This window comes from Blastococcus brunescens, assembly GCF_035320885.1.
Lineage (GTDB): Bacteria > Actinomycetota > Actinomycetes > Mycobacteriales > Geodermatophilaceae > Blastococcus_B > Blastococcus_B brunescens.
The window spans coordinates 3,790,314-3,811,016 of record NZ_CP141261.1 but is presented as its reverse complement, the minus strand read 5'-3'; the positions used below and the strand labels follow the sequence as shown (position 1 = coordinate 3,811,016).

Genomic DNA, 20,703 nt, shown 5'->3' with positions numbered 1-20,703 from the left:
ACTGTCGAGGAGGACGGCGTTGTCTGAGAACCGGCCTGACCGCAACCCCGCACCCCGCCGCGGCGGGGAGGTGGCGCGGCCGTCCACCGACCACCTGGCCAAGCCGACGGTGCGCGAGAGCCTGCTGCCGGCACCGGTCCAGGGCTTCGGCGTCACCTTCGCGCAGATCTTCCGCAAGGTGACGACGGAGCAGTACCCGTTCGAGCCCAAGGTGACCAAGCCGCGCTACCACGGCCGGCACGTCCTCAACCGGCACCCGGACGGCCTGGAGAAGTGCGTGGGCTGCGAGCTGTGCGCCTGGGCCTGCCCGGCGGACGCCATCTACGTCGAGGGCGGCGACAACACCGAGGACGCCCGCTTCTCACCCGGTGAGCGGTACGGCGCCGTCTACCAGATCAACTACCTGCGCTGCATCTTCTGCGGGCTGTGCATCGAGGCCTGCCCCACCCGCTCCCTGACGATGAGCAACGACTTCGAGCTGGCCGACGACAACCGCCAGGACCTGATCTACACCAAGGAGCAGCTGATGGCGCCGCTGCTGCCCGGCATGGAGCAGCCGCCGCACCCCATGCGGCTCGGCGAGGACGAGAAGGACTACTACCTGCGCGTGCCGGGCTCGTCGGCGGCTGAGCCGGTCCAGGAGGAGACGGTATGACCGAGACCCTCGGCGGGGGCGAGACCGTCCTGTTCTGGGTGCTGGGGCCGATCTCCTGGCCGGTGCCCTCGGCATGGTCTTCAGCCGGAACGCGGTGCACTCCGCTCTCTGGCTGATCACCACGATGCTCTCCCTCGGCGTCTTCTACGTCGTGCAGGAGGCGCCGTTCCTGGGTGCGGTGCAGATCATCGTCTACACCGGCGCGATCATGATCCTCTTCCTGTTCGTCCTGATGCTGGTGGGCCGCGACTCCTCCGACTCCCTCGTGGAGACGCTGCGCGGCCAGCGGGTGGCGGCCGCGCTGGTCGGCATCGGCTTCGCCGCCCTCGTCGGCGCCGGCATCGCCCGTGCCACCCAGGACCTGCAGGTCACCGGCCTGGAGGCGGTGCAGGGTGGGGCGGGCGGCGCGTCGGCGGGCAACATCGAGGCGATCGCCGAACTGCTCTACACCCGCTACCTGCTGGCCTTCGAGGTGACCGGCGCCCTGCTGATCGTCGCCGCCGTCGGTGCGCTGGTGTTCACCCAGATCGAGCGGACCCCGGGCAGCCGGCGCGGCCAGAAGGAGCTGTCGCGGGCCCGGTTCCTCACCGACCGCCCGCAGACGCTCTCCGGCCCCGGCGTCTTCGCCCGCGCCAACTCGGTCGCGGTGCCGGCGATCCTGCCCGACGGCAGCCAGTCACGGGACAGCTACGCGACGGGCATCGCACCCGGGCAGCCCGACGAGATGCCCCGCCCCACCGGGCAGGAGCAGCTCGGCTCGCCGGACGCGGCGCTCGGCTCGACGACACCGACCCTCGAGGACGGCGGGCACATCCGATGACCCTGAGCTACTACCTCGTGCTCGCCGCCATCCTGTTCACGATCGGTGCCGTCGGCGTCCTCGTGCGGCGGAACGCGATCGTGGTCTTCATGTGCGTCGAGCTGATGCTCAACGCGGTCAACCTGACGCTGATCACCTTCGCCCGGTCCACCGGCACCGTGGACGGCCAGATCATCGCCCTCTTCGTGATGGTCGTGGCGGCCGCCGAGGTGGTCATCGGTCTCGCGATCATCATGTCGATCTACCGGACCCGCAGGTCCGCCTCGATCGACGACGCCAACCTGCTGAAGTACTGACGGCGAGACGGGGACATCTGTGTCTGAGACGCTGCCCGCCGACGGGCTGCTCGGCTGGTCGTGGCTGCTGATCGCGCTACCGCTGGCCGGCGCTGCGGTGCTGCTGCTCGGCGGCCGCCGCACCGACCGCTGGGGTCACCTGCTGGGGACGGCGACCGTCGCCGCCTCGTTCGTCCTCGCGGTGCTCTGCACGATCCAGCTCGCGGGGCAGGACGGGAGGCCGGCCGACGTCGACCTGTTCACCTTCATCTCGACCGGTGAGCTCGACGTCCGCGCGGGACTCCTGTTCGACCCGCTGTCGGCGATCTTCGCGCTGCTGATCACCGGCGTCGGCTCGCTGATCCACGTCTACTCGATCGGCTACATGGCGCACGACCCCGCGCGCCGTCGCTTCTTCGCCTACCTCAACCTCTTCGTCGCGGCCATGCTGCTGCTCGTCCTCGGCAACAGCTTCGTGGCGCTGTACGTGGGCTGGGAGGGCGTCGGCCTGGCGTCCTACCTGCTGATCGCCTTCTGGTACACCCGCCCGGCTGCGGCCACGGCGGCGAAGAAGGCGTTCATCATGAACCGGGTCGGCGACGTCGGCCTGGCCCTGGCGATCTTCGTGATGTTCGCCCAGCTCGGGACGACGTCCTACGCCGGCGTGTTCGGCGCCGTCGGAACCCTGGCCGGCGGCACGATCACGGCCCTGGGCCTGCTGCTCCTGCTCGGCGCGTGCGGCAAGTCCGGCCAGTTCCCGCTGCAGGCGTGGCTGCCCGACGCCATGGAGGGCCCGACCCCGGTCTCCGCCCTCATCCACGCCGCGACCATGGTCACCGCCGGCGTCTACCTGATCGCCCGCTCGGCGCCGATCTACGACCTCACCGAGACCGCGCGCACCGTCGTCCTGGCGATCGGCGCGCTGACCCTGCTGATCGGGGCCATCGCCGGCTGCGCCTACGACGACATCAAGAAGGTGCTGGCGTACTCGACGGTCAGCCAGATCGGCTACATGTTCCTGGCCGTCGGGCTGGGCCCGGCGGGCTACGTCGCCGGCCTCGCCCACCTGCTGGCCCACGGCTTCTTCAAGGCCGGGCTCTTCCTGGGCGCGGGCTCGGTCATGCACGCCATGAACGACCAGGTGGACATGCGGCGGTTCGGCGCGCTCGCGAAGAAGCTGCCGGTCACCTTCGTGACCTTCGGGCTGGGCTACCTGGCGCTGATCGGGTTCCCGTTCCTCTCGGGCTACTTCACCAAGGACGCGATCATCGAGGCCGCGCTGGACCGTGACGACGTCTGGGGCTGGGTCCTCGGCGGGGTCGCCGTCCTCGGTGCCGGGCTGACCGCCTTCTACATGACCCGGCTGATGCTCATGACCTTCTTCGGCCGAGCCCGGTGGGAGGAGGGGGTCCACCCGCACGAGTCGCCATCGGTGATGACCGCGCCGATGGTGGTCCTGGCGATCGGATCGGTGGGGGCCGGTGCGCTGCTGGTGTCGGTCTTCCCGCTGTCGGGCTGGCTGGAGCCGGTGTTCGGCGAGCCGGAGGAGGCCGCGCACGTGGTGGCCCCGGCGATCATCGGCCTGGTCGTGACCGCGGTGATGCTGGTCGGCGTCCTGGCCGCCTGGCTGTTCGTCGGCCGTCGCGAGGTCCCGGTGACGGCGCCGGTCCGGGTCTCGCCGGTGACGCGGGCGGCCCGCAACGCCCTCTACGCCGATGCGGTCAACGAGTCGCTCTTCATGCGGCCGGGCCAGTGGCTGACCCGGGCGCTGGTCTGGGTGGACAACCGTGGGGTCGACGGCGCCGTCAACGGCCTGGCCGCCGGCCTCGGTGGCTCGTCCTCGCGCCTGGGCCGCGCCCAGACCGGCTTCGTCCGCAGCTACGCCCTCGGGATCCTCGGCGGCGCGGTGCTGGTGGCCGGCGCCCTCCTGGCGGTGACGGCGGGATGAGCGTCGTCGACCTCTCTCGGAAAGGCCACCTCGTGAGCGACCTGCCGTTCCTGCTGCTGATGATCGCGGTCCCCGCGGTCGGCGCGGCCGTCGTCGCCGCGCTGCCGAAGGGCCGCGACGAGCTCGCCAAGCAGGTGTCCCTGGGCGTGAGCCTGGTCGTCCTCCTGCTCGCCGTGCTCGCGACGATCGCCTTCGACACCGGCGGCGACCGCTTCCAGCTGACCAGCTCCTGGACCTGGATCGCCGACTTCGGGGTGTCCTTCGCCCTCGGGGTCGACGGCATCGCCCTCGTGATGCTGCTGCTCGTCGGGGTGCTCGTGCCCGTCGTCATCGGCGCGTCCTGGAACGACGAGCTGCCCGAGCGGCGGTCGATGACGGCGTACTTCGCCTGGCTGCTGCTGCTCGAGTCGATGATGGTCGGCGTCTTCGCCGCCACCGACGTCTTCCTGTTCTACGTCTTCTTCGAGGCGATGCTCGTCCCGATGTACTTCATCATCGGGAGCTTCGGCGGCCCCCGGCGGCAGTACGCCGCGGTGAAGTTCTTCCTCTACAGCCTGGTCGGTGGGCTGATCATGCTGGCCGCCGTCATCGGGCTGTACGTGGTGAGCAACAGCCAGCTCGGTGAGGGCACCTTCGCCTTCGACGCGCTGCGCCAGCTGGAGATCGACCCCGGGGTGCAGAAGCTGCTGTTCCTCGGCTTCTTCATCGCCTTCGCCATCAAGGCGCCGCTCGTGCCGTTCCACACCTGGCTGCCCGACTCCGGTTCCGAGGCCCCGATCGGCGGCGCGGTGCTGCTGGTCGGCATCCTGGACAAGGTCGGCACCTTCGGGTTCCTGCGCTACTGCCTGCCGCTGTTCCCCGACGCCTCGCGCTTCTTCGCGCCGTTCGTGCTGGTGCTCGCGGTCGTCGGCATCCTCTACGCCGCCCTCCTCGCGATGGGGCAGAGCGACATGAAGCGGCTGGTGTCCTACACGTCCATCTCGCACTTCGGCTTCATCGCGCTCGGGATCTTCGCCTTCACGACCGAGGCCGCCACGGGTGCGGTGCTCTACATGGTCAACCACGGCATCGCGACCGGTCTGCTGTTCCTCGTCGTGGGGATGCTCATCGCCCGCGGCGGCTCGCGGCAGATCCGCGACTACGGCGGCGTCGCGGCGAAGGCCCCGCTGCTCGCCGGCACCTTCCTCGTCGCCGGCCTGGCCTCGCTCGCCCTCCCGGGCACCAACAGCTTCGTCAGCGAGTTCCTCGTGCTGATCGGCTCGTTCCCCGAAGAGCCGGTGTTCACGATCCTCGCGACGGCCGGGATCATCCTGGCCGCCCTCTACATCCTGCTGATGTACCAGCGCACGATGCACGGCCCGGCGAGGGGCGTCCTGCTGCAGGAGGACCCGGCCGAACCGGCTCCGGCGACAGGTGGCGGCGCCACCGCGACGCTCGCCGCGCCCCGGCGCTCGCTGCGCGTGCTCGACCTGAGCCGCCGTGAGCTGGCCGTGGTGACCCCGCTGGTCGTGCTGATCATCGCGCTGGGCGTCTATCCGCAGCCGCTGCTCGAGCTGATCGAGCCGGCCGTGAGCGCCACCATGAGCGACCTCGGAGGAACCGACTGATGTTCGAGGCCCCAGACCTGTCCTTCGCCGACCTGGCGCCGCTGCTGTTCATCTTCGGCGCGGCGTCCGTCGGCGTCCTCGTCGAGTCGTTCTGGCCCCGCGAGAGCCGGCACCCCGTCCAGGTGGCCGTCGCGCTCGTGGGCACCCTGGGCGCCCTGGTCAGCACGCTGCTCCTCGCCGGTCTCCGGGAGTTCGCCACCGAGGGCGGGGAGACCACCGCCGTCGGTGCGCTGGCCGTCGACCGGGCCGGGCTGTTCCTGCAGGCGACCATCGCCGGCCTCGGCGCCCTGGCCCTCCTGCTCTTCGCCGAGCGGGCGCTCGATCCCGCGCGGTCGGCGTTCGTGACGTCGGCTGCGGTCCCGGCCGGCAGCCCCCGCGACCGGGAGCTGCTCACCTCGACGCGGGTGCAGACCGAGGTCTACCCGCTGGCGACCTTCGCCATCGGCGGCATGATGCTGTTCGTCACCTCGAACGACCTGCTGATCATGTTCATCGCGCTCGAGGTGCTCAGCCTGCCGCTCTACCTGATCAGCGGCATGGCCCGCCGGCGGCGGCTGCTGTCCCAGGAGGCGGCGGTCAAGTACTTCCTCCTGGGCGCCTTCTCCTCGGCCTTCTTCCTGTACGGGCTGGCGCTGATCTACGGGGCCACCGGCAGCGTCCGGCTCGCCGACATCCGCGAGGCGTCCCTGGCCGGCGGCACCGACGTCCTGATGCTGCTCGGGCTGGCGCTGCTCGTCGTCGGCCTGCTCTTCAAGGCCAGCGTGGCGCCGTTCCACACCTGGACGCCGGACGTCTACGAGGGCGCCCCGACCCCGGTGACCGCCTTCATGGCCGCCTGCACGAAGGTCGCCGCCTTCGGGGCCATCCTGCGGGTGCTCTACGTGGCCTTCGGCGCCGCGGAGTGGACCTGGCGGCCGCTGATCTACGGCGTCGCGATCGTGTCCATGGTGATCGGCTCCGTCCTCGCCCTCACCCAGACCGACCTCAAGCGCATGCTGGCCTACTCCTCCATCGCGCACGCCGGTTTCCTCCTCACCGGCGTCATCGGCCTGGGGGCCGACGGGGACGGCTCGGGGCTGGCGGCCACGATGTTCTACCTGCTCGTCTACGGCCTCACGACGATCGGCGTCTTCGGCGTCCTCACCCTGGTCCGGGACGGCGACGGGGAGGCCGGGCACCTCTCGCAGTGGGCCGGGCTGGCCGCCCGGTCGCCGCTCACCGCGGCGGTGATGACGCTGTTCCTCCTCGCCCTGGCCGGCATCCCGCTCACGTCCGGCTTCACCGGCAAGTTCGCGGTGTTCCGGGCCGCCGTCGAGGAGGGGCGTGGCCGCTGGTGCTGGTGGCCGTCCTGGCCAGCGCCGTCGCGGCGTTCTTCTACCTGCGGGTCATCGTGCTGATGTACTTCTCGCCCCCGGCAGCGGACGGACCCACGGTCGGTGTCCCGGGCATGCCCACCACGATCGTCCTCGCGATCACCGCCACGGCGACCCTGGCGCTGGGCATCGTGCCCGGGTCGGTGCTCGACCTCGCCGAGCAGGCGGCTAGATTCGTCGGTTGATGACCGGAGCCCGTGCCGCAGTCGAGGGCACCAACACCGTGGTCCAGGGCGGCAGCCCCCAGGCGCAGCGCCGGATCTCCACCCCCGCCTCGACCATCGGTCCCTGGCTGCCCGACGGAGAGCTCGGCGGCTCGCTGGCCGAGGGGCTCGCCCGCGTCGAGGCGATGCTCGTCGAGGCCGTGGGCAGCGAGCACGCGTTCATCCGCGAGGCGGCCGGTCACCTCATGTCCGCGGGCGGGAAGCGGTTCCGGCCGATGCTGGCGCTGCTCGCGGCCCAGCTGGGTGACCCGGGCGCCCCGGGGTCACCGAGTCCGCGGTCGTCTGCGAGCTCACGCATCTCGCGACGCTCTACCACGACGACGTCATGGACGAAGCCGCCGTGCGGCGCGGCGCGCCCAGTGCGAACAGCCGGTGGACCAACAGCATCGCGATCCTCACCGGCGACCTGCTCTTCGCCCGCGCCTCGGACCTGCTGGCCGACCTCGGCCCCGAGGCGGTCCGCATCCAGGCGCAGACGTTCGAGCGTCTGGTCACCGGCCAGATCCGCGAGACGGTGGGCGCCGAGCCCGGCGTCGACCCGATCGCGCACTACCTGGACGTGCTGGCGGACAAGACCGGTTCCCTGGTGGCCACCTCGGCCCGCTTCGGGGCGCGCTTCGCCGGGTTGGACGAGGCGCTGGTCACCGAGCTGACCGCGTTCGGCGAGGAGGTGGGCGTGGCCTTCCAGCTCTCCGACGACCTGCTCGACATCGTCAGCCAGGGCGGCACCTCGGGGAAGTCGCCCGGTACCGACCTGCGCGAGGGGATCGCGACGCTGCCTGCCCTGTTCGCCCTGGCCGACGACGCCCCGGCGGACGCGCGGTTGCGGGAGCTGGTCTCCCGCCCGGTCACCGACGACGACGAGCACGCCGAGGCGCTGACCCTGCTGCGGTCCTCGGCCGCGCTGGCGCGTGCCAACGACGTCCTGGCCCAGTACGCCGACCGGGCGCGCGCCCACCTGGCCACCGTCCCCGCGGGGAGGTCCGGGACGCGCTGTCGGCCCTGTGCGACTACGTGGTCACGCGTACCAGCTGACGGCGATGGGCACGACGATCACGTGCTCCCCGACTCGCGATGCCCCGCCCTGCTCGCCGGGCTCCTCCTGCTGACCGTCGCCTGTGGAACGGACGGCTCCTCGGGCGATGCGTCCGGTGCCGGATCGCCCACGTCGTCCGCGCCGGCCGGTGCCCCGGGGCTCGAGGTGGAGGTGGTGGCCGACGGGCTGACCCGCGCGTGGGACGTCGCCCAGGCCGACGACGGGACGCTGCTGGTCGACGAGCGGGCCGGTGGGCTGACGGCGGTGCTGCCCGACGGCACGGTCCAGCCCGTGCAGGCCGACTTCGACGACCTCTACGCCGTCGGCGAGACGGGCCTGATGGGGTTGGCGCTCGATCCCGGCTTCGCCGACAACCGGCGCTTCTACACCTGCCAGGGCGTCGTCGACGGCGGACCGGACGGCGGCCCCGCCATCGAGGTCATCGCCTGGAACGCCGCCGAGGACTGGCGCGCGGCCACCCGCGTCGACGATCCGCTCATCGGCGGCATCCCGGTCAACGAGGACTCGGGCCGGCACGGCGGATGCCGGGTGGAGTTCGGCCCGGACGGTGCCCTCCTGGTCGGCACCGGCGACAACGCCGTCGGCAGCAATCCGCAGGATCTGGGGAGTCTCGCCGGAAAGGTGCTGCGGGCCGACCCGGCCACCGGCGACCCGCTGCCGGACAACCCGTTCACCTCCGACGACGGCGCCGAGGACCTGATCTGGACCTACGGGCACCGCAACGTCCAGGGGCTGGCGGTGCGCCCGGGCACCGGTCAGGTGTTCTCCGTCGAGCACGGGCCCGACGTCGACGACGAGGTGAACCTGCTGGAGTCCGGTGCCAACTACGGCTGGGACCCGGTGGGGTCGGGACGGTACGACGAGAGCGTGCCGATGACCGATCCGGACCTGCCCGGCGCCGTGCCGGCGGTCTGGTCCTCCGGGGACCCGACGATCGCGCCCAGCGGCGGCACCTTCCTGACCGGCGAGGAGTGGGGCGACTACGACGGGCTGCTGCTCATCGGCGTGCAGAAGGACACCGGGGTCCTGGCCCTGCGGCTCGACGAGCAGGGCGAGCTGGTCGAGCAGTTCCGGATCCCCGAGCTGGAGGACGCCTACGGCCGCATCCGCACCCCGCAGCTGGGAACCGACGGCGCGCTGTACGTGACGACGGACAACGGGGACGGCCGCGACCGGGTGCTGCGGGTGACGCCCGAAGGCTGATCAGCGCCCGCGCACCCGCGCCGGCACCGGGATGCCGGGGGCAGCAGGGGGCACGGCTCAGGCTCGCCGAACACGGTCTGCAGCGGCAGGACCCCTGCCCACACCGGCGCCGCCAGATCCTCCTCGTCGTCCCCTGGCGGTCCGCTGCGCACCTTGACGCTGGCCTCGGCGAGGTCGAGGGCGAACAGCGCGGTGGCGGCCAGCTCCTTGCGGTCCGGCCGCCGGGTGGCGGCCCACGACCCCGGTGCCAGGTGCTCCGTCAGCTCCTCGAGCCCGGCGAGCCGCTCGTCCGGGTCGCTCACGGGGACCAGGCGGCCGTGGACCACCGCGCAGCGGTAGTTCATCGAGTGGTGGAACGCCGAGCGCGCGTAGACGACGCCGTCGAGGTGGGTCACGGTGAAGCAGACCGGCGCTCCGGCGGCCGCGGCGCGCAGCGACGCCGCTCCGGTGGAGCCGTGCAGGTAGAGGGTGTCGTCGCGGCGCCCGTAGCCGGTGGGCAGGACCAGTGGTGCTCCGTCGACGACCACCGCCAGGTGGCCGACGAGTCCGGCGTCGAGGACCGCGTACAGCTCTGCGCGGTCGAAGCGGGCGCGCTGTGCGCCACGGCGGACGGTGCTGCGCGGGGTCGGCGAGAGCGGGGAGCGGTCACGCCGACCACGATGACCCGACGAGTGGCGTCTCCCAACGTCCAATCCGCTAGATTCCCAGCAGGCCAATCGCCCGGCGCGGAGGTGTGGAGTGGCAGCGGTCCCGGCGGTCGTGCTGGACCGGACGTCGCGGACGCCGCTGTCGGTGCAGCTGGCCGACGCGCTGCGTGCCGGCGCCGCGGGCGGTGCGCTCCGCCCCGGCGACCGGCTGCCCTCGACGCGGGAGCTCGCCACCGCCCTGGCGGTCAGCCGGACCGTCACGGCGGCGGCCTACGACCAGCTGCTCGCCGAGGGTGGGCCGTGGGCCGCCGCGGCGCCGGCACCTTCGTCGTCGGCACGGTGACCGCTGCGCCGGCACCTGCGCCCCGCGGGCGGCCGCGCGACCGGCCGGAGCCGGCGCCGGTGGACCTGCGCGCCGGGTCCCCGTGCCTCGAGGTGCTCGACCGGGCGGCCTGGCGGCGTGCGTGGCGAGCCGCCGGGGACATCGCGCCCGACGGCGGTCCCGAGCCGGCTGCCGACCCGGCGTTCGCACGGGCGGTGACCGAGCACCTGCTGCGCCACCGCGGGCTGCCCGCGGCGCCCGAGGACGTGCTGGCCACCGCCGGGACGTCTGCCGCGGTCGGGGAGGTCGCCCGCCTCCTGCCGCCCGGCAGCCGGGTGGGCGTGGAGGATCCCGGCTACCACCGGGTCGTGGGCGCACTCCGGGCAGCCGGCGTCGCCGTCGTCCCCCTGCCGGTGGACGGCGACGGGCTCGTGGTCGACGCGGTGCCGGGCGGCCTGGCCGCCGTGTACTGCACGCCCGCCCACCAGTTCCCGCTGGGACGGCGCCTCTCCGCTGCCCGGCGGACCACCCTGGTCGCCCGGGCCCGCGCCGAGAGCTGGTGGGTCCTGGAGGACGACTACGACGGCGAGCTGCGTTACGACGTCGCGCCGCTGCCGCTGCTCGGCGCGCTCGGACCCGACGTCGTGGTCCATCTCGGGACCAGCAGCAAGATCCTCAGCCCCACCTTGGGCGTGGGCTGGCTGGTGGCGCCGGCGGAGCTGCGCGCGGAGCTGGTGGCCCGGCGCACCGCCACCGGGGCCCGCCCTCCGCGAGCCGGGCAGCGGGTCTTCACCGCCCTGGCCGACAGCGGTGACCTCGCCCGGCACCTGCGCCGGCTGAGCCGCGAGCTCGGACGACGGCGGGCCGCGGTGCTGGCGGCGGTGGCCGAGGCGGGCGCCGTCGCCGAGGGCGATCCGGCCGGCGCCCACGTCGTCGTCCCGCTGCCGGGCCCCGGGGCCGAGGACCGCGCGCTCGCGCTGGCCGCCGAGCGGGGGTGGCCCTGGACGGGTTGGCGCGCCACCACCACGGGGACGGGCCCGGCCGGCGGGCCGGCCTGGTCCTGGGCTACGCCGCCCCGTCGTCCGCCGAGCTCGACCACGCCCTGGACGTGCTCACCGAGGTCCTGGGGGAATGTCGCGACGGTGACCACGTCCGGTCGCGCCGAATGGGGACCCGCGGGGTCTCCGCGCAGGCGTGACGCAGCGGCTCAGCTCACCCGGGAAACGGCACCTGGCCGCGGTGTCGTCCGGAGGACGACGGTGTCATCGCACGTCCCAGGTGTCGTTGCCCGCGAGCAGCGCGTCGAGGTCGGCCGGCTCCTGCACCCGCGCCACGTCGAGCTGCTCGGCCATCATCGCGTCGTAGGTGGGCTTCTGGACCGCCCGGAAGACGCCCATCGGCGTGTAGCGCAGGTCCTGGCTCGAGAGCCGGGACAGGGCGAACGCGTAGGCCGGGTTCTCCCGGTGCGCGTCGTGCACCACGATCTCCGACGCGTCGACCTGGTTGGTCTCGGCGATCCGCAGCCCCCGACGTCGTCGCGCACCACGCACGAGGCGCCGTCGGGGCCGAAGACCAGCGGCTCGCCGTGGACCAGGGGATCGACCACTGGGTGCCGGTCGCCGGGTCCTTCAGCAGCTCGAAGGCGCCGTCGTTGAAGATGTTGCAGTTCTGGTAGATCTCGACCAGCGACGTGCCCTGGTGCTCGGCGGCCTGCCGGAGGACGTCCGTGAGCCCCTTGCGGTCGGAGTCCATCGCCCGGCCCACGAAGGTCGCGTCGGCGCCCAGGGCCAGCGACACGGGGTTGAACGGCGCGTCGATCGAGCCCATCGGCGTGGACTTGGTGACCTTCCCGACCTCGGAGGTGGGGAGTACTGGCCCTTGGTCAGCCCGTAGATCCGGTTGTTGAACAGCAGGATCGTCAGGTTGATGTTGCGGCGCAGCGCGTGGATCAGGTGGTTGCCGCCGATGGAGAGCGCGTCGCCGTCGCCGGTCACCACCCACACCGACAGGTCGGGACGAGAGGCGGCCAGGCCGGTCGCGATCGCCGGGGCGCGGCCGTGGATGGAGTGCATCCCGTAGGTGTTCATGTAGTACGGGAAGCGCGAGGAGCAGCCGATCCCGGACACGATGACCATGTCCTCGCGGGCGATGCCGAGGCTCGGCAGGAAGCTCTGGACCGCGTTGAGGATGACGTAGTCACCGCACCCGGGGCACCAGCGCACCTCCTGGTCGGTCTTGAAGTCCTTGCCCTTGAGCTCGGTCTGCTTCGGGCCGTGGGCGTCGACCGAGTGGGCGATCGCGTCCGCGATGGGTCCTTCGGCGGGCATGCCGAGTTCGACGGTGGTCACTGGAGCTCTCCGTTCGCGGGGGCGCCGGCCGGGACGGTGGTCGCCCGGTCGATGACCTCCTGGATGACGGCGGCCAGCTCGGCGGCCCGGAAGGGCAGCCCGCGGACCTGGGTGTGGCTCTCGACGTCGACGAGATACTTCGCGCGCAGCAGCATGGAGAGCTGGCCGAGGTTCATCTCGGGGCACACCACCCGGTCGTAGCGGCGCAGGATCTCGCCGAGGTCGTTCGGCATCGGGTTGAGGTGGCGCAGGTGCACCTGCGCGATGGAGCGTCCCGAGCGCCGGATGCGCCGGCAGGCGGCGCCGATGGGCCCGTAGGTGGATCCCCAGCCGATGACGGCGACGCGGGCGTCGCCGTCCGGGTCGTCGACCTCGGTCGGGGGAGGCTGTTCGCGATCCCGTCGATCTTCGCCTGCCGCGTGCGGGTCATGAAGTCGTGGTTGGCCGGGTCGTAGGAGATGTTGCCCGTCCGGTCGGCCTTCTCCAGGCCGCCGATCCGGTGCTGCATCCCGGCGGTGCCCGGGATCGCCCACGGTCGCGCGAGGGTCTCCTCGTCGCGCAGGTAGGGCAGGAAGACGCCCTCCTCGCCGTCGGCGGCCGACCCGTTCGGCTCGGTCGCGAACGCGACGGCGCCGGTGAGGTCGGGGAGGTCGTCCACGGCCGGGACGGGCCAGGGCTCGGCCCCGTTGGCCAGGTAGCCGTCGGAGAGCAGGATGACGGGGGTCCGGTAGGTCAGCGCGATCCGGGTCGCCTCGAGGGCGGCGTCGAAGCAGTCGCCTGGCGAGCGCGGGGCGACCACCGGGACGGGGGCCTCGCCGTTGCGCCCGAACAGCGCCTGCAGCAGGTCCGACTGCTCGGTCTTGGTCGGCAGCCCGGTGGAGGGCCCGCCGCGCTGGACGTCGACGATGACCAGCGGCAGCTCGGTCATGACGGCCAGGCCGATGGTCTCGGCCTTGAGGGCCACGCCGGGGCCGGACGTCGTCGTGATGCCCAGCGCCCCGCCGAAGGACGCACCCAGCGCGGCGCCGATGCCGGCGATCTCGTCCTCGGCCTGGAAGGTGCGCACGTCGAAGGACTTGTGCTTGGACAGCTCGTGCAGGATGTCCGACGCCGGGGTGATCGGGTAGGCGCCGAGGAACACCGGCAGACCCGACCGCTGCCCGGCCGCGACGAGGCCGAGGGCCAGCGCCTGGTTGCCGGAGATGTTGCGGTAGCGGCCCGGCGCCATCGGGGCGGGCTTGATCTCGTAGGAGACCGCGAAGGCCTCCGTCGTCTCGCCGTAGTTGTAACCGGCCCGGAACGCGGCGATGTTCGCGGCCGCGATCTCGGGCTTGCGGCGGAAGGTGCGCTCGAGGAAGCGGATCGTGCCCTCGGTCGGCCGGTGGTACATCCAGCTGAGCAGGCCGAGGGTGAACATGTTCTTCGAGCGCTCGGCCTCCTTCTTGCCGAGGCCGGAGTCCTTGAGCGCGTCGGTCGTCATCGAGGTCAGCGGCACGCTGACGGTCTGCCAGCCCTCGAGCGAGCCGTCCTCGATGGGGTTGGTCGCGTAACCGACCTTGGCGAGGTTCCGCGGGGTGAACTCGTCGGAGTCGAGGATCAGCAGGCCGCCGCCGGGCAGGTCCATGAGGTTGGCCTTGAGCGCCGCCGGGTTCATGGCCACGAGGACGTCGGGGGCATCGCCCGGCGTCATGATGTCGTGGTCGGCGAAGTGCAGCTGGAAGGAGCTCACGCCGGGCAGGGTCCCCGTGGGCGCCCGGATCTCGGCGGGGAAGTTGGGCAGCGTCGAGAGGTCGTTGCCGAAGCTCGCCGTCTCGCTGGTGAACCGGTTGCCGGTGAGCTGCATGCCGTCGCCGGAGTCACCGGCGAGCCGGATGACGACGCGGTCGAGCTCGACGACGCTCTTGACGAGGCCGCCCGGAGCCGAACCGGCCACCGGCCCGGTCTCGGCCGCGGCGGTCGGGGTGCTGGCAGTCATCAGTGGTGTACCTCCACCGGCCGAGGTTACGTGCGTGCGTCGCCTGCCGGGATGTGGATCCGGACACGGCGTTCTTCGGGTGCCCTAACAAGGGGGACGCCGTTCCTCATTCCGATGGGGGACAGGTCGCACCCGCACGGGGAACGGCGCCCGCCGACGTGGCGTTGGACGGGACGTGCAGCGCTGGAGCAACGGACTGAAGACCGCCGTCCTCCTGGGGGCGATGGGCGGGCTCATCGTCGCCATCGGGGGTTTCGTCGGGGGCCGCGGCGGGCTGCTGATCGCCCTCGTGGTCGCGCTGGGTGTGAACGGCTACGCGTACTTCAACTCCGACAAGCTCGCGCTGCGGGCCATGCGGGCGTTCCCGGTCACCGAGACGCAGGCGCCGCAGCTCTACGCCATGGTCCGCGAGCTGGCCACCGAGGCCCGCCAGCCGATGCCGCGGCTGTACGTGAGCCCGACGAACCAGCCCAACGCGTTCGCCACCGGCCGCAACCCGCGCAAGGCGGCGGTCTGCGTGACCCAGGGGATCCTGGAGCTGCTCGACCGCCGGGAGCTGCGGGGGTGCTGGCCCACGAGCTGTCGCACGTCTACAACCGCGACATCCTGATCAGCTCCGTGGCCGGTGCCATGGCGACGGTGATCACCTACCTGGCCCACATGGCGATGTTCGCGTCGCTGTTCGGCGGGCGGTCCGACGACCGCGGCGGCGGCAACATGCTCGGCGGACTGCTGCTGGTGTTCCTCGGCCCGCTGGCCGCCGGCCTGGTGCAGATGGCGGTCAGCCGCAGCCGGGAGTTCCAGGCCGACGCCTCGGGCGCCGTCCTCTCGCAGGACCCGCTGGCGCTGGCGTCGGCGCTGCGCAAGATCGAGCGGGGCGCCACCGCGCTCCCGCTGCCCCAGGACGACCGGCTCGTGACCCAGAGCCACCTGATGATCGCCAACCCGTTCCGCGGTCAGGGCATGGCGTCGATGTTCGCCTCGCACCCCCGATGCCGCAGCGGATCGCCCGTCTGGAGGAGCTGGCCCGGGAGCTCGGCCAGCGCTGACCCGCCGCGTCCCTCGTCAGGTTGCCCGGACGGCGTCGATGGCGTCGAGGGCCTGCTCCCGGAGACCGTCGGAGATGGGCGCGGAACCGGCGACCTCGGCGGCGGCCTCCTGCCCCTCCGGGCTGACGACGTAGGTCATGAAGGCCCGCAGTCGCTCGGCGGTGCCCGGCTCGTCGTACTCGAGGCAGCCGATGTGGTAGCTGACCAGCACGATCGGGTACTCGCCGGACCCGGCGGTGTCGCGGTCCAGCTCGATGACGACGTCGTGCTGGCCCCGGCCTTCGAGGCGCGGTGAGTTCTCCACGACGGCCGCGGCGGCCTCCGCCGACGGCGCGACGAACTCGTCGCCGACGCCGATGCTCGCCACGCCCAGATCGCCCGCCTGGCTGAGGTCGGCGTAGCCGATGGTGCCCTGGCCGCCGCCGACGGCGGCCACGACCCCGGAATTGCCCTGGGCGGCCTCGCCGCCGGGAACGGGCCAGCTGCCGTCGGGTTCGTGCGGCCAGGCCCCGCCGGCGGCGTCGGCGAGGTAGTCGGTGAAGTTCTCGGTGGTGCCGGACTCGTCGCTGCGGTTGACCGGAGTGATGGCCAGGTCGGGTAGCTCGGCGTCGGGGTTGTCGGCGGCGATCGCCGGATCGTTCCAGGTGGTGATCTGCTGGGCGAAGATGCCGGCGAGCGTCTCGGGGGACAGGTCGAGTTCCTCGACGCCCTCGAGGTTGTAGACGACGGCGATCGGCGAGATGTAGTTCGGCAGCTCGAAGATCCCGGACGGACCGCAGCGCTCCTCGGCCTCGACCAGCTCCTCGTCGTCCAGGGCGGCGTCGGACCCGGCGAAGTCGGTGCCGCCGGCGAGGAACTGCTCCCGGCCCCGCCGGAGCCGATCGGGTCGTAGCTGACGGTCAACCCGGGCTGCACGGCGGTGAAACCGGCGGTCCAGCCCTGCATGGCCGCCTGCTGGGCGCTGGAGCCGGCGCCCACGAGCGTCCCGTCGATGCGGTCGACGCCCTCGGCCACCACGCCGCGCTCGTTGGGCGGGACGTAGGTCGCCGCCAGGACGACGACGCCGCCGACCACGACGGCGCCGGTCAGGGCGGCCAGGATGCTCCGACGGGTCACGGGTGGCCTTCCATGGGTCGGGTTCTGCCGGGGCTACGGCGGCACCCGACCCTACGGTCGGGCCGCTCAGCGGTAGTTGTCGAACTGCAGGGCGACGTCGAGGTCGGCTCCGCGCAGCAGCTGCTGCACCGCCTGCAGGTCGTCCCGCTTCTTCCCGCTCACACGCAGCTGGTCGCCCTGGATCTGCGCCTGGACGCCCTTGGGGCCCTCGTCGCGGATCATCTTCGCGATCTTCTTGGCGACGTCGCTCTCGATGCCCTGCTTGATCTTCGCGCCGATCTTGTAGACCTTGCCCGAGGCCTGGGGCTCGCCGGCGTCGAGGACCTTCAGCGAGATGTTGCGCTTGATCAGCTTCTCCTTGAACACCTCGAGCGCGGCCGCGACGCGCTCCTCGGTGTCGGCCTGGAGGCTGACGCCGTCCTCCCCGGCCCAGGCGATCGTGGCGTTGGTCCCGCGGAAGTCGAACCGCTGCGAGAGTTCCTTGCCCGCCTGGTTGAGGGCGTTGTCGACCTCCTGGCGGTCGACCTTGCTCACGACGTCGAAGGACGCGTCGGCCATGGCTCTTCCCCTTCCGCTGGGCGGGCCGCGCCCCGGGGTTTCCGAGGACGCGCTCCACCGTTCTTGTACGCTGCTCCGGTACCACTGCACGGCGGGTTGCCCGAGTGGCCAATGGGAGCGGACTGTAAATCCGTCGGCTTAGCCTACGAAGGTTCGAATCCTTCACCCGCCACGCCCGGTACGAACGGCCCCTGACCTCTCCTGGTCGGGGGCCGTTCGCGTGGTCAGGGCGCCGTCGGTGCGCGGGCGCTGGCCACGGCGGTGCGCTCCAGGGGCTCGCCGCCCAGGAACAGCCAGCCGAAGGCGATGTGGACGGAACGGGTGCACCGGACGGTGACCTCGGCACCGTCGGTCTCGGCCGACCAGGAGTCCAGCGAGGTCCCGCCGTCGGCCAGCTGGTCCGCGACGGCGGCCTGTGCGGTCGCCCGGGTGAGCGGCAGCTCGCTCCCCAGCCCGTTCGCGTAGACCGCGGCCTCGTCCGTGCGGTTGGCCGCCGCCAGTGCGGCGCCGTCGCACACCGACTGCACCTCCTGCTGCTCGAGGAAGGCGTCGGACGCCGCGATCGCCCCGAAGGCCATCAGCGCGGCGACGGTCCAGCAGACCAGCACGAACGGCAGGGTCGACCCCGTTCGCCCTCCCACCGGTGGTGCCGCACCGGGGCAGCGTAGGGGCGCGAGCGGTTGTCCACTGCCTGTGGACGGGGTCTGTGGACACTGTGGACACCCGATCGGGTGGAGGCCTTCCGCCCGGCGAGGCCTGTGGACGACGGCCCGGCCTCCGGCGCGCGGACGCCAGACTCCGGCCATGTCCATCGAGATGCCGCCGGCCGAGGTGCACGCCCTCGCCGGCTCGTTGCGCGGGGCCGCCGCGGAGGCCGAGGAGATCGCGCCCCGGCTCGCCGGACCGGGCGACGTGGGAGACGTCCTCCGCCCCGGGCTGGAGGCGTTCCTCGAGGGCCAGCGGGCGGCCGGACGGGCGCTCGCCGGTGAGCTCGGCTGGCTGGCCGCGACGGTCGCCGCCGTCGCCGACTCCTGGACGGCGCTGGACCGGGGGCTGCTCGCTGCCCGTGACCGGGGCGGTGCAGGATGAGCGTCGAGGTACCCGACCCGGTGCCGCTCGAGATGCCGCCGGGCGGCCCGGCCGCCGTGGACGACCTGGTCCGGGACGTCGCAGGCGCGGCGTACCGGCTGGCCCTGCTGGCCGATCAGCTGTCCGGCCCGGCGGGTTCGGCGCCGGGATGGCTCGGCGCCGACGCGACGGCGGCCGCGATCCAGCTGTCCCGCGTGGCGGTGATCGCCCGTGAGTCCGGGGACGCGGTCCGGGCCGCCGCCGGGCGCCTGACCACGCACGCGGACGTGCTCCGGGACGCGCGGCGAGCGGTCGCCGCACTCCGGGCGGAGCAGGACGAGGACTTCCGGAGGACGTGGCAGCTCCTGGGGCAGATCGAGGACCCGCGGCTGGCCGTGACGAGCGGCTCGTCGGCGTGGGTGGGCCCGGTGGCCGAGCTCGAGGCGGCCGAGGCACGGCGACGACGGCGGCACGCGCTCGTGCTCGAGGAGGTCGCCGACGACGCCGCAGCCACGGTGCGCGCGCTGGCCGCGGCGGCGCGGCCGGTGGGAGGCACGGGCCGGGCCGGCGACGGCGGGCGCGTCCTGGCGCACCTGGCGGCCGCGCTGCCCGGGTGGGGCGCGCCCGAGCTCGCCGGACGGGGACGCGCGCTGGCCGACACGATGATCGGCTCACGCCTCTCCCCGGAGGAGCGCGCGGCGCTGGCCACGGACGCCACGGCCCTGGCGCGCAACCCAGCCTTCGCCGCTGCCTTCCTGCGGCAGCTGGGAGCGGAAGGGGTCGGCCAGCTCCTGCAGCTGCTCGGGCAGGATCCCGACGGCCCCGACCATCCGTTGGCGCGGGTGCTGGCATCTTCCCTCGGTGCCGCGACGCCGGGTGACGCGGCGCACGACGGCGTGGCGGCAGTGCTGGGGGCCACCTATGTCCACAGCGACGAGCGCACCGGCGCGGCCGCGGCGGCTGCCGGGATGGCGGCCGTGCTCCTCGCGGGAACTCGTTCCGCCGGCGTCCGGCCGGCGACGGCGGCGGAGTGGGCGCGGCAGTTGCTGGTGCGCGAGCACGTGCAGGGGACGCCTGCCGGCACGGTTCCTCTGACCTGGTCCTCCGAGGCGGCGGATCCGGTGGCCGTGGCCGTGCAGTTCGTGGCGCGCAGCGGTGACCAGGAGGCCGCGGCCGCTCTCCTCGGCGACGCACGGGTATGGCAGGCATCCCTCATCCGGTCCTGGGGTGACGGCGGCGCAGCCTCGGCGACCTCGTGGGCGAAGCCGGGCGGTCCACCGGGCCGGCCGGGGAGCGCGCACTGCGGGTGGGGCTGGAGACGATCGGCACCGGCCTCGTCGAGGGCGATCCTGCTCACCGCACGGTGGATCGAGCCGTCGTCGCCGCGGTGGCACCCGCTCTGGGCGAAGGGGTCGCCGCGCACGCGGGCCTCGCGGCCGACGCACTCGTGGCTGCGGCGTCCGACGGCGCCGGAGGCGCGGGCGGCGACCTCCTCAAGGGCCTGGGCTACGTGACGGTGGACCGGCAGGCCGCCGCGACCGTGGAGGCGGCGCTGTCGGAGTGGGCCGGCGAGCAGTCGCACGACCTGTCCGGGACCAGCCGCACCCACCCGCTGCCCGCCGTCGCCGTTCCCGCCGCCTATGTCGCCGTCCAGGAGTACGGGCAGCGGCTGACGTACGCGCTGGACGGGTTCGACCTCCAGGCGGAGGCCGAGAGCAGGGAGCGGCTGTGGAACTGGACCGCCGGATGGGTTCTCGAGGTGGCGTCGTACGTGCCGTTCAAGCCCGTCGGCCTCGTCGCGGACGTCCTCGGCGCGTACGGCCCGGTCCTCTTCGACATGGACGGGACCTACGAGCAGGGCCCGGACCGCGGACTGCGCTTCGGGGCCGACGTCGCCGGCGCCGAGGCGCTCGCCACCGTGCCGCCGAGCCTGGCGGCTCGGGCTGAGGCGGTCCAGGGTCAGTCGGAGGCGTCGTACCGGCGGACGGCGGCGCTGCTCGGCGATCCGGCGGCCCCGACATCGCCCGAGAAGGACTGGGTCGGTCCCGCGCTCGACCTCCTGACCGGCGGGATGGCCGACATGGCGGCCGACGAGCTGCGAGAGCGCGCGGGACACGAGGCTGCTCACGGTCCGTTCGGTGGGCTGCGACCCGGACGTCGCTGAGGACGCGTCACCCCAACTGGTGACATGTCGTCTATGAGTGATCACACAGAGCGACGACGCGACTGTCCGTCACCCGGACGTGATCTTCGGTGCTTGTCCAACCGGGTGACGGGAAGCAATGTCTCCAGCGCGGTCCGTACTGAACGACGCTCTGCCCCCGCGCGTAGGTGGCTGCCGCACAAGCCGCAGTCAGTCATGCCTTGGAGGCGTCATGAGCAGCACCGTCCAGTCCCTCTCCGTCCGTGGCCCCAAGTGGAGCCGTGGTCCCAAGTGGAGCCGTGGCCCCAAGTGGAG

20 protein-coding genes, 1 tRNA gene and 1 pseudogene are annotated in these 20,703 nt (G+C 72.8%); 15 read left to right on the top strand and 7 right to left on the bottom strand.

Annotation, left to right across the window (positions count from 1 at the left end; all coding sequences use genetic code 11):
* Window positions 1-19 precede the first annotated feature (19 nt).
* From nuoI to U6N30_RS25515, 8 genes are all read left to right on the top strand, one after another.
* Window positions 20-655 carry an NADH-quinone oxidoreductase subunit NuoI gene (gene nuoI, locus U6N30_RS25550; RefSeq protein WP_324274474.1) on the top strand — a complete coding sequence of 212 codons (636 nt, stop codon included), beginning with the start codon at window positions 20-22 and terminating at the stop codon, window positions 653-655.
* 94 nt (window positions 656-749) lie between these two features.
* Window positions 750-1,475 (top strand): NADH-quinone oxidoreductase subunit J, encoded by a 726-nt coding sequence (locus U6N30_RS25545; protein WP_324274473.1) that lies wholly within the window; start codon window positions 750-752, stop codon window positions 1,473-1,475.
* The gene (nuoK, locus tag U6N30_RS25540; RefSeq protein ID WP_324274472.1) at window positions 1,472-1,771 is read left to right on the top strand and encodes an NADH-quinone oxidoreductase subunit NuoK; all 300 of its coding nucleotides are present in this window, start codon (window positions 1,472-1,474) and stop codon (window positions 1,769-1,771) included. Before U6N30_RS25545 ends, nuoK begins: the two co-directional genes overlap by 4 nt.
* Before the next feature lie 19 nt (window positions 1,772-1,790).
* Window positions 1,791-3,698, top strand: a complete 1,908-nt coding sequence (gene nuoL / locus U6N30_RS25535) for an NADH-quinone oxidoreductase subunit L (protein WP_324274471.1) — start codon at window positions 1,791-1,793, stop codon at window positions 3,696-3,698.
* A gap of 32 nt (window positions 3,699-3,730) precedes the next feature.
* Window positions 3,731-5,305: an NADH-quinone oxidoreductase subunit M gene (locus tag U6N30_RS25530; protein ID WP_324274470.1), complete on the top strand. Its 1,575-nt coding sequence runs from the start codon at window positions 3,731-3,733 to the stop codon at window positions 5,303-5,305.
* The gene (nuoN, locus tag U6N30_RS25525) at window positions 5,305-6,702 is read left to right on the top strand and encodes an NADH-quinone oxidoreductase subunit NuoN (protein WP_324274469.1); all 1,398 of its coding nucleotides are present in this window, start codon (window positions 5,305-5,307) and stop codon (window positions 6,700-6,702) included. The genes U6N30_RS25530 and nuoN overlap by 1 nt, the downstream gene beginning before the upstream one ends.
* Window positions 6,639-6,863 carry a hypothetical protein gene (locus tag U6N30_RS25520; RefSeq protein WP_324274468.1) on the top strand — a complete coding sequence of 75 codons (225 nt, stop codon included), beginning with the start codon at window positions 6,639-6,641 and terminating at the stop codon, window positions 6,861-6,863. Before nuoN ends, U6N30_RS25520 begins: the two co-directional genes overlap by 64 nt.
* A 364-nt stretch (window positions 6,864-7,227) precedes the next feature.
* Window positions 7,228-9,162, top strand: coding sequence for a PQQ-dependent sugar dehydrogenase (locus U6N30_RS25515; RefSeq protein WP_324274467.1), 1,935 nt, complete (start codon window positions 7,228-7,230; stop codon window positions 9,160-9,162).
* Here U6N30_RS25515 and U6N30_RS25510 read toward each other — a convergent pair.
* Window positions 9,054-9,689: a pyridoxamine 5'-phosphate oxidase family protein gene (locus U6N30_RS25510; protein ID WP_324274466.1), complete on the bottom strand. Its 636-nt coding sequence runs from the start codon at window positions 9,687-9,689 to the stop codon at window positions 9,054-9,056. The two genes, U6N30_RS25515 and U6N30_RS25510, sit on opposite strands and share 109 nt — an antisense overlap.
* Window positions 9,690-9,900: 211 nt before the next feature.
* Here U6N30_RS25510 and U6N30_RS25505 point away from each other — a divergent pair, with 211 nt between their 5' ends.
* Both U6N30_RS25505 and U6N30_RS25500 read left to right on the top strand, forming a co-directional pair.
* Window positions 9,901-10,152 carry a GntR family transcriptional regulator gene (locus U6N30_RS25505; RefSeq protein ID WP_324274465.1) on the top strand — a complete coding sequence of 84 codons (252 nt, stop codon included), beginning with the start codon at window positions 9,901-9,903 and terminating at the stop codon, window positions 10,150-10,152.
* Window positions 10,110-11,786: an aminotransferase-like domain-containing protein gene (locus U6N30_RS25500; RefSeq protein ID WP_324274464.1), complete on the top strand. Its 1,677-nt coding sequence runs from the start codon at window positions 10,110-10,112 to the stop codon at window positions 11,784-11,786. The genes U6N30_RS25505 and U6N30_RS25500 overlap by 43 nt, the downstream gene beginning before the upstream one ends.
* On the opposite strand, the gene U6N30_RS25495 is transcribed toward U6N30_RS25500, so the two are convergent.
* From U6N30_RS25495 to U6N30_RS25485, 3 genes are read right to left on the bottom strand one after another with little or no spacing between them, the layout of a single operon-like run.
* Window positions 11,760-12,479 carry a thiamine pyrophosphate-dependent enzyme gene (locus U6N30_RS25495; RefSeq protein WP_324274463.1) on the bottom strand — a complete coding sequence of 240 codons (720 nt, stop codon included), beginning with the start codon at window positions 12,477-12,479 and terminating at the stop codon, window positions 11,760-11,762. The genes U6N30_RS25500 and U6N30_RS25495 overlap by 27 nt on opposite strands.
* A complete protein-coding gene (locus tag U6N30_RS25490) occupies window positions 12,476-12,712 on the bottom strand; it encodes a hypothetical protein (protein WP_324274462.1) in 237 nt (78 codons plus the stop codon). The genes U6N30_RS25495 and U6N30_RS25490 overlap by 4 nt, the downstream gene beginning before the upstream one ends.
* Entirely contained in the window at window positions 12,652-14,454 is a 1,803-nt protein-coding gene (locus tag U6N30_RS25485; protein WP_324274461.1) for a 2-oxoacid:acceptor oxidoreductase subunit alpha, read from the bottom strand. The genes U6N30_RS25490 and U6N30_RS25485 overlap by 61 nt, the downstream gene beginning before the upstream one ends.
* Window positions 14,455-14,677: 223 nt before the next feature.
* On the opposite strand from U6N30_RS25485, the pseudogene U6N30_RS34595 reads away from it, so the two are divergent.
* Window positions 14,678-15,387, top strand: a pseudogene (locus U6N30_RS34595) (M48 family metalloprotease); the annotation flags it as partial.
* 132 nt (window positions 15,388-15,519) lie between these two features.
* Here the strand turns inward: U6N30_RS34595 and U6N30_RS25470 are convergent.
* Both U6N30_RS25470 and U6N30_RS25465 read right to left on the bottom strand, forming a co-directional pair.
* Entirely contained in the window at window positions 15,520-16,317 is a 798-nt protein-coding gene (locus U6N30_RS25470) for a phosphate ABC transporter substrate-binding protein PstS (protein WP_324278464.1), read from the bottom strand.
* Between the two features lie 368 nt (window positions 16,318-16,685).
* On the bottom strand, window positions 16,686-17,177 hold the full coding sequence (locus U6N30_RS25465) for a YajQ family cyclic di-GMP-binding protein (protein WP_324274459.1): 492 nt from the start codon (window positions 17,175-17,177) through the stop codon (window positions 16,686-16,688).
* Between the two features lie 90 nt (window positions 17,178-17,267).
* On the opposite strand from U6N30_RS25465, the gene U6N30_RS25460 reads away from it, so the two are divergent.
* Window positions 17,268-17,349 (top strand) — tRNA-Tyr (locus U6N30_RS25460).
* 52 nt (window positions 17,350-17,401) lie between these two features.
* On the opposite strand, the gene U6N30_RS25455 is transcribed toward U6N30_RS25460, so the two are convergent.
* The gene (locus U6N30_RS25455) at window positions 17,402-17,818 is read right to left on the bottom strand and encodes a pilus assembly protein TadG-related protein (RefSeq protein ID WP_324274458.1); all 417 of its coding nucleotides are present in this window, start codon (window positions 17,816-17,818) and stop codon (window positions 17,402-17,404) included.
* A 163-nt stretch (window positions 17,819-17,981) separates the two neighbouring features.
* Between U6N30_RS25455 and U6N30_RS25450 the strand changes: the two genes are divergently transcribed.
* From U6N30_RS25450 to U6N30_RS25440, 3 genes are read left to right on the top strand one after another with little or no spacing between them, the layout of a single operon-like run.
* Window positions 17,982-18,266 (top strand): hypothetical protein, encoded by a 285-nt coding sequence (locus U6N30_RS25450; RefSeq protein WP_324274457.1) that lies wholly within the window; start codon window positions 17,982-17,984, stop codon window positions 18,264-18,266.
* Window positions 18,263-19,759, top strand: coding sequence for a hypothetical protein (locus U6N30_RS25445; protein ID WP_324274456.1), 1,497 nt, complete (start codon window positions 18,263-18,265; stop codon window positions 19,757-19,759). The genes U6N30_RS25450 and U6N30_RS25445 overlap by 4 nt, the downstream gene beginning before the upstream one ends.
* Entirely contained in the window at window positions 19,693-20,409 is a 717-nt protein-coding gene (locus U6N30_RS25440; RefSeq protein ID WP_324274455.1) for a hypothetical protein, read from the top strand. The genes U6N30_RS25445 and U6N30_RS25440 overlap by 67 nt, the downstream gene beginning before the upstream one ends.
* The last annotated feature ends 294 nt before the right edge of the window (window positions 20,410-20,703 follow it).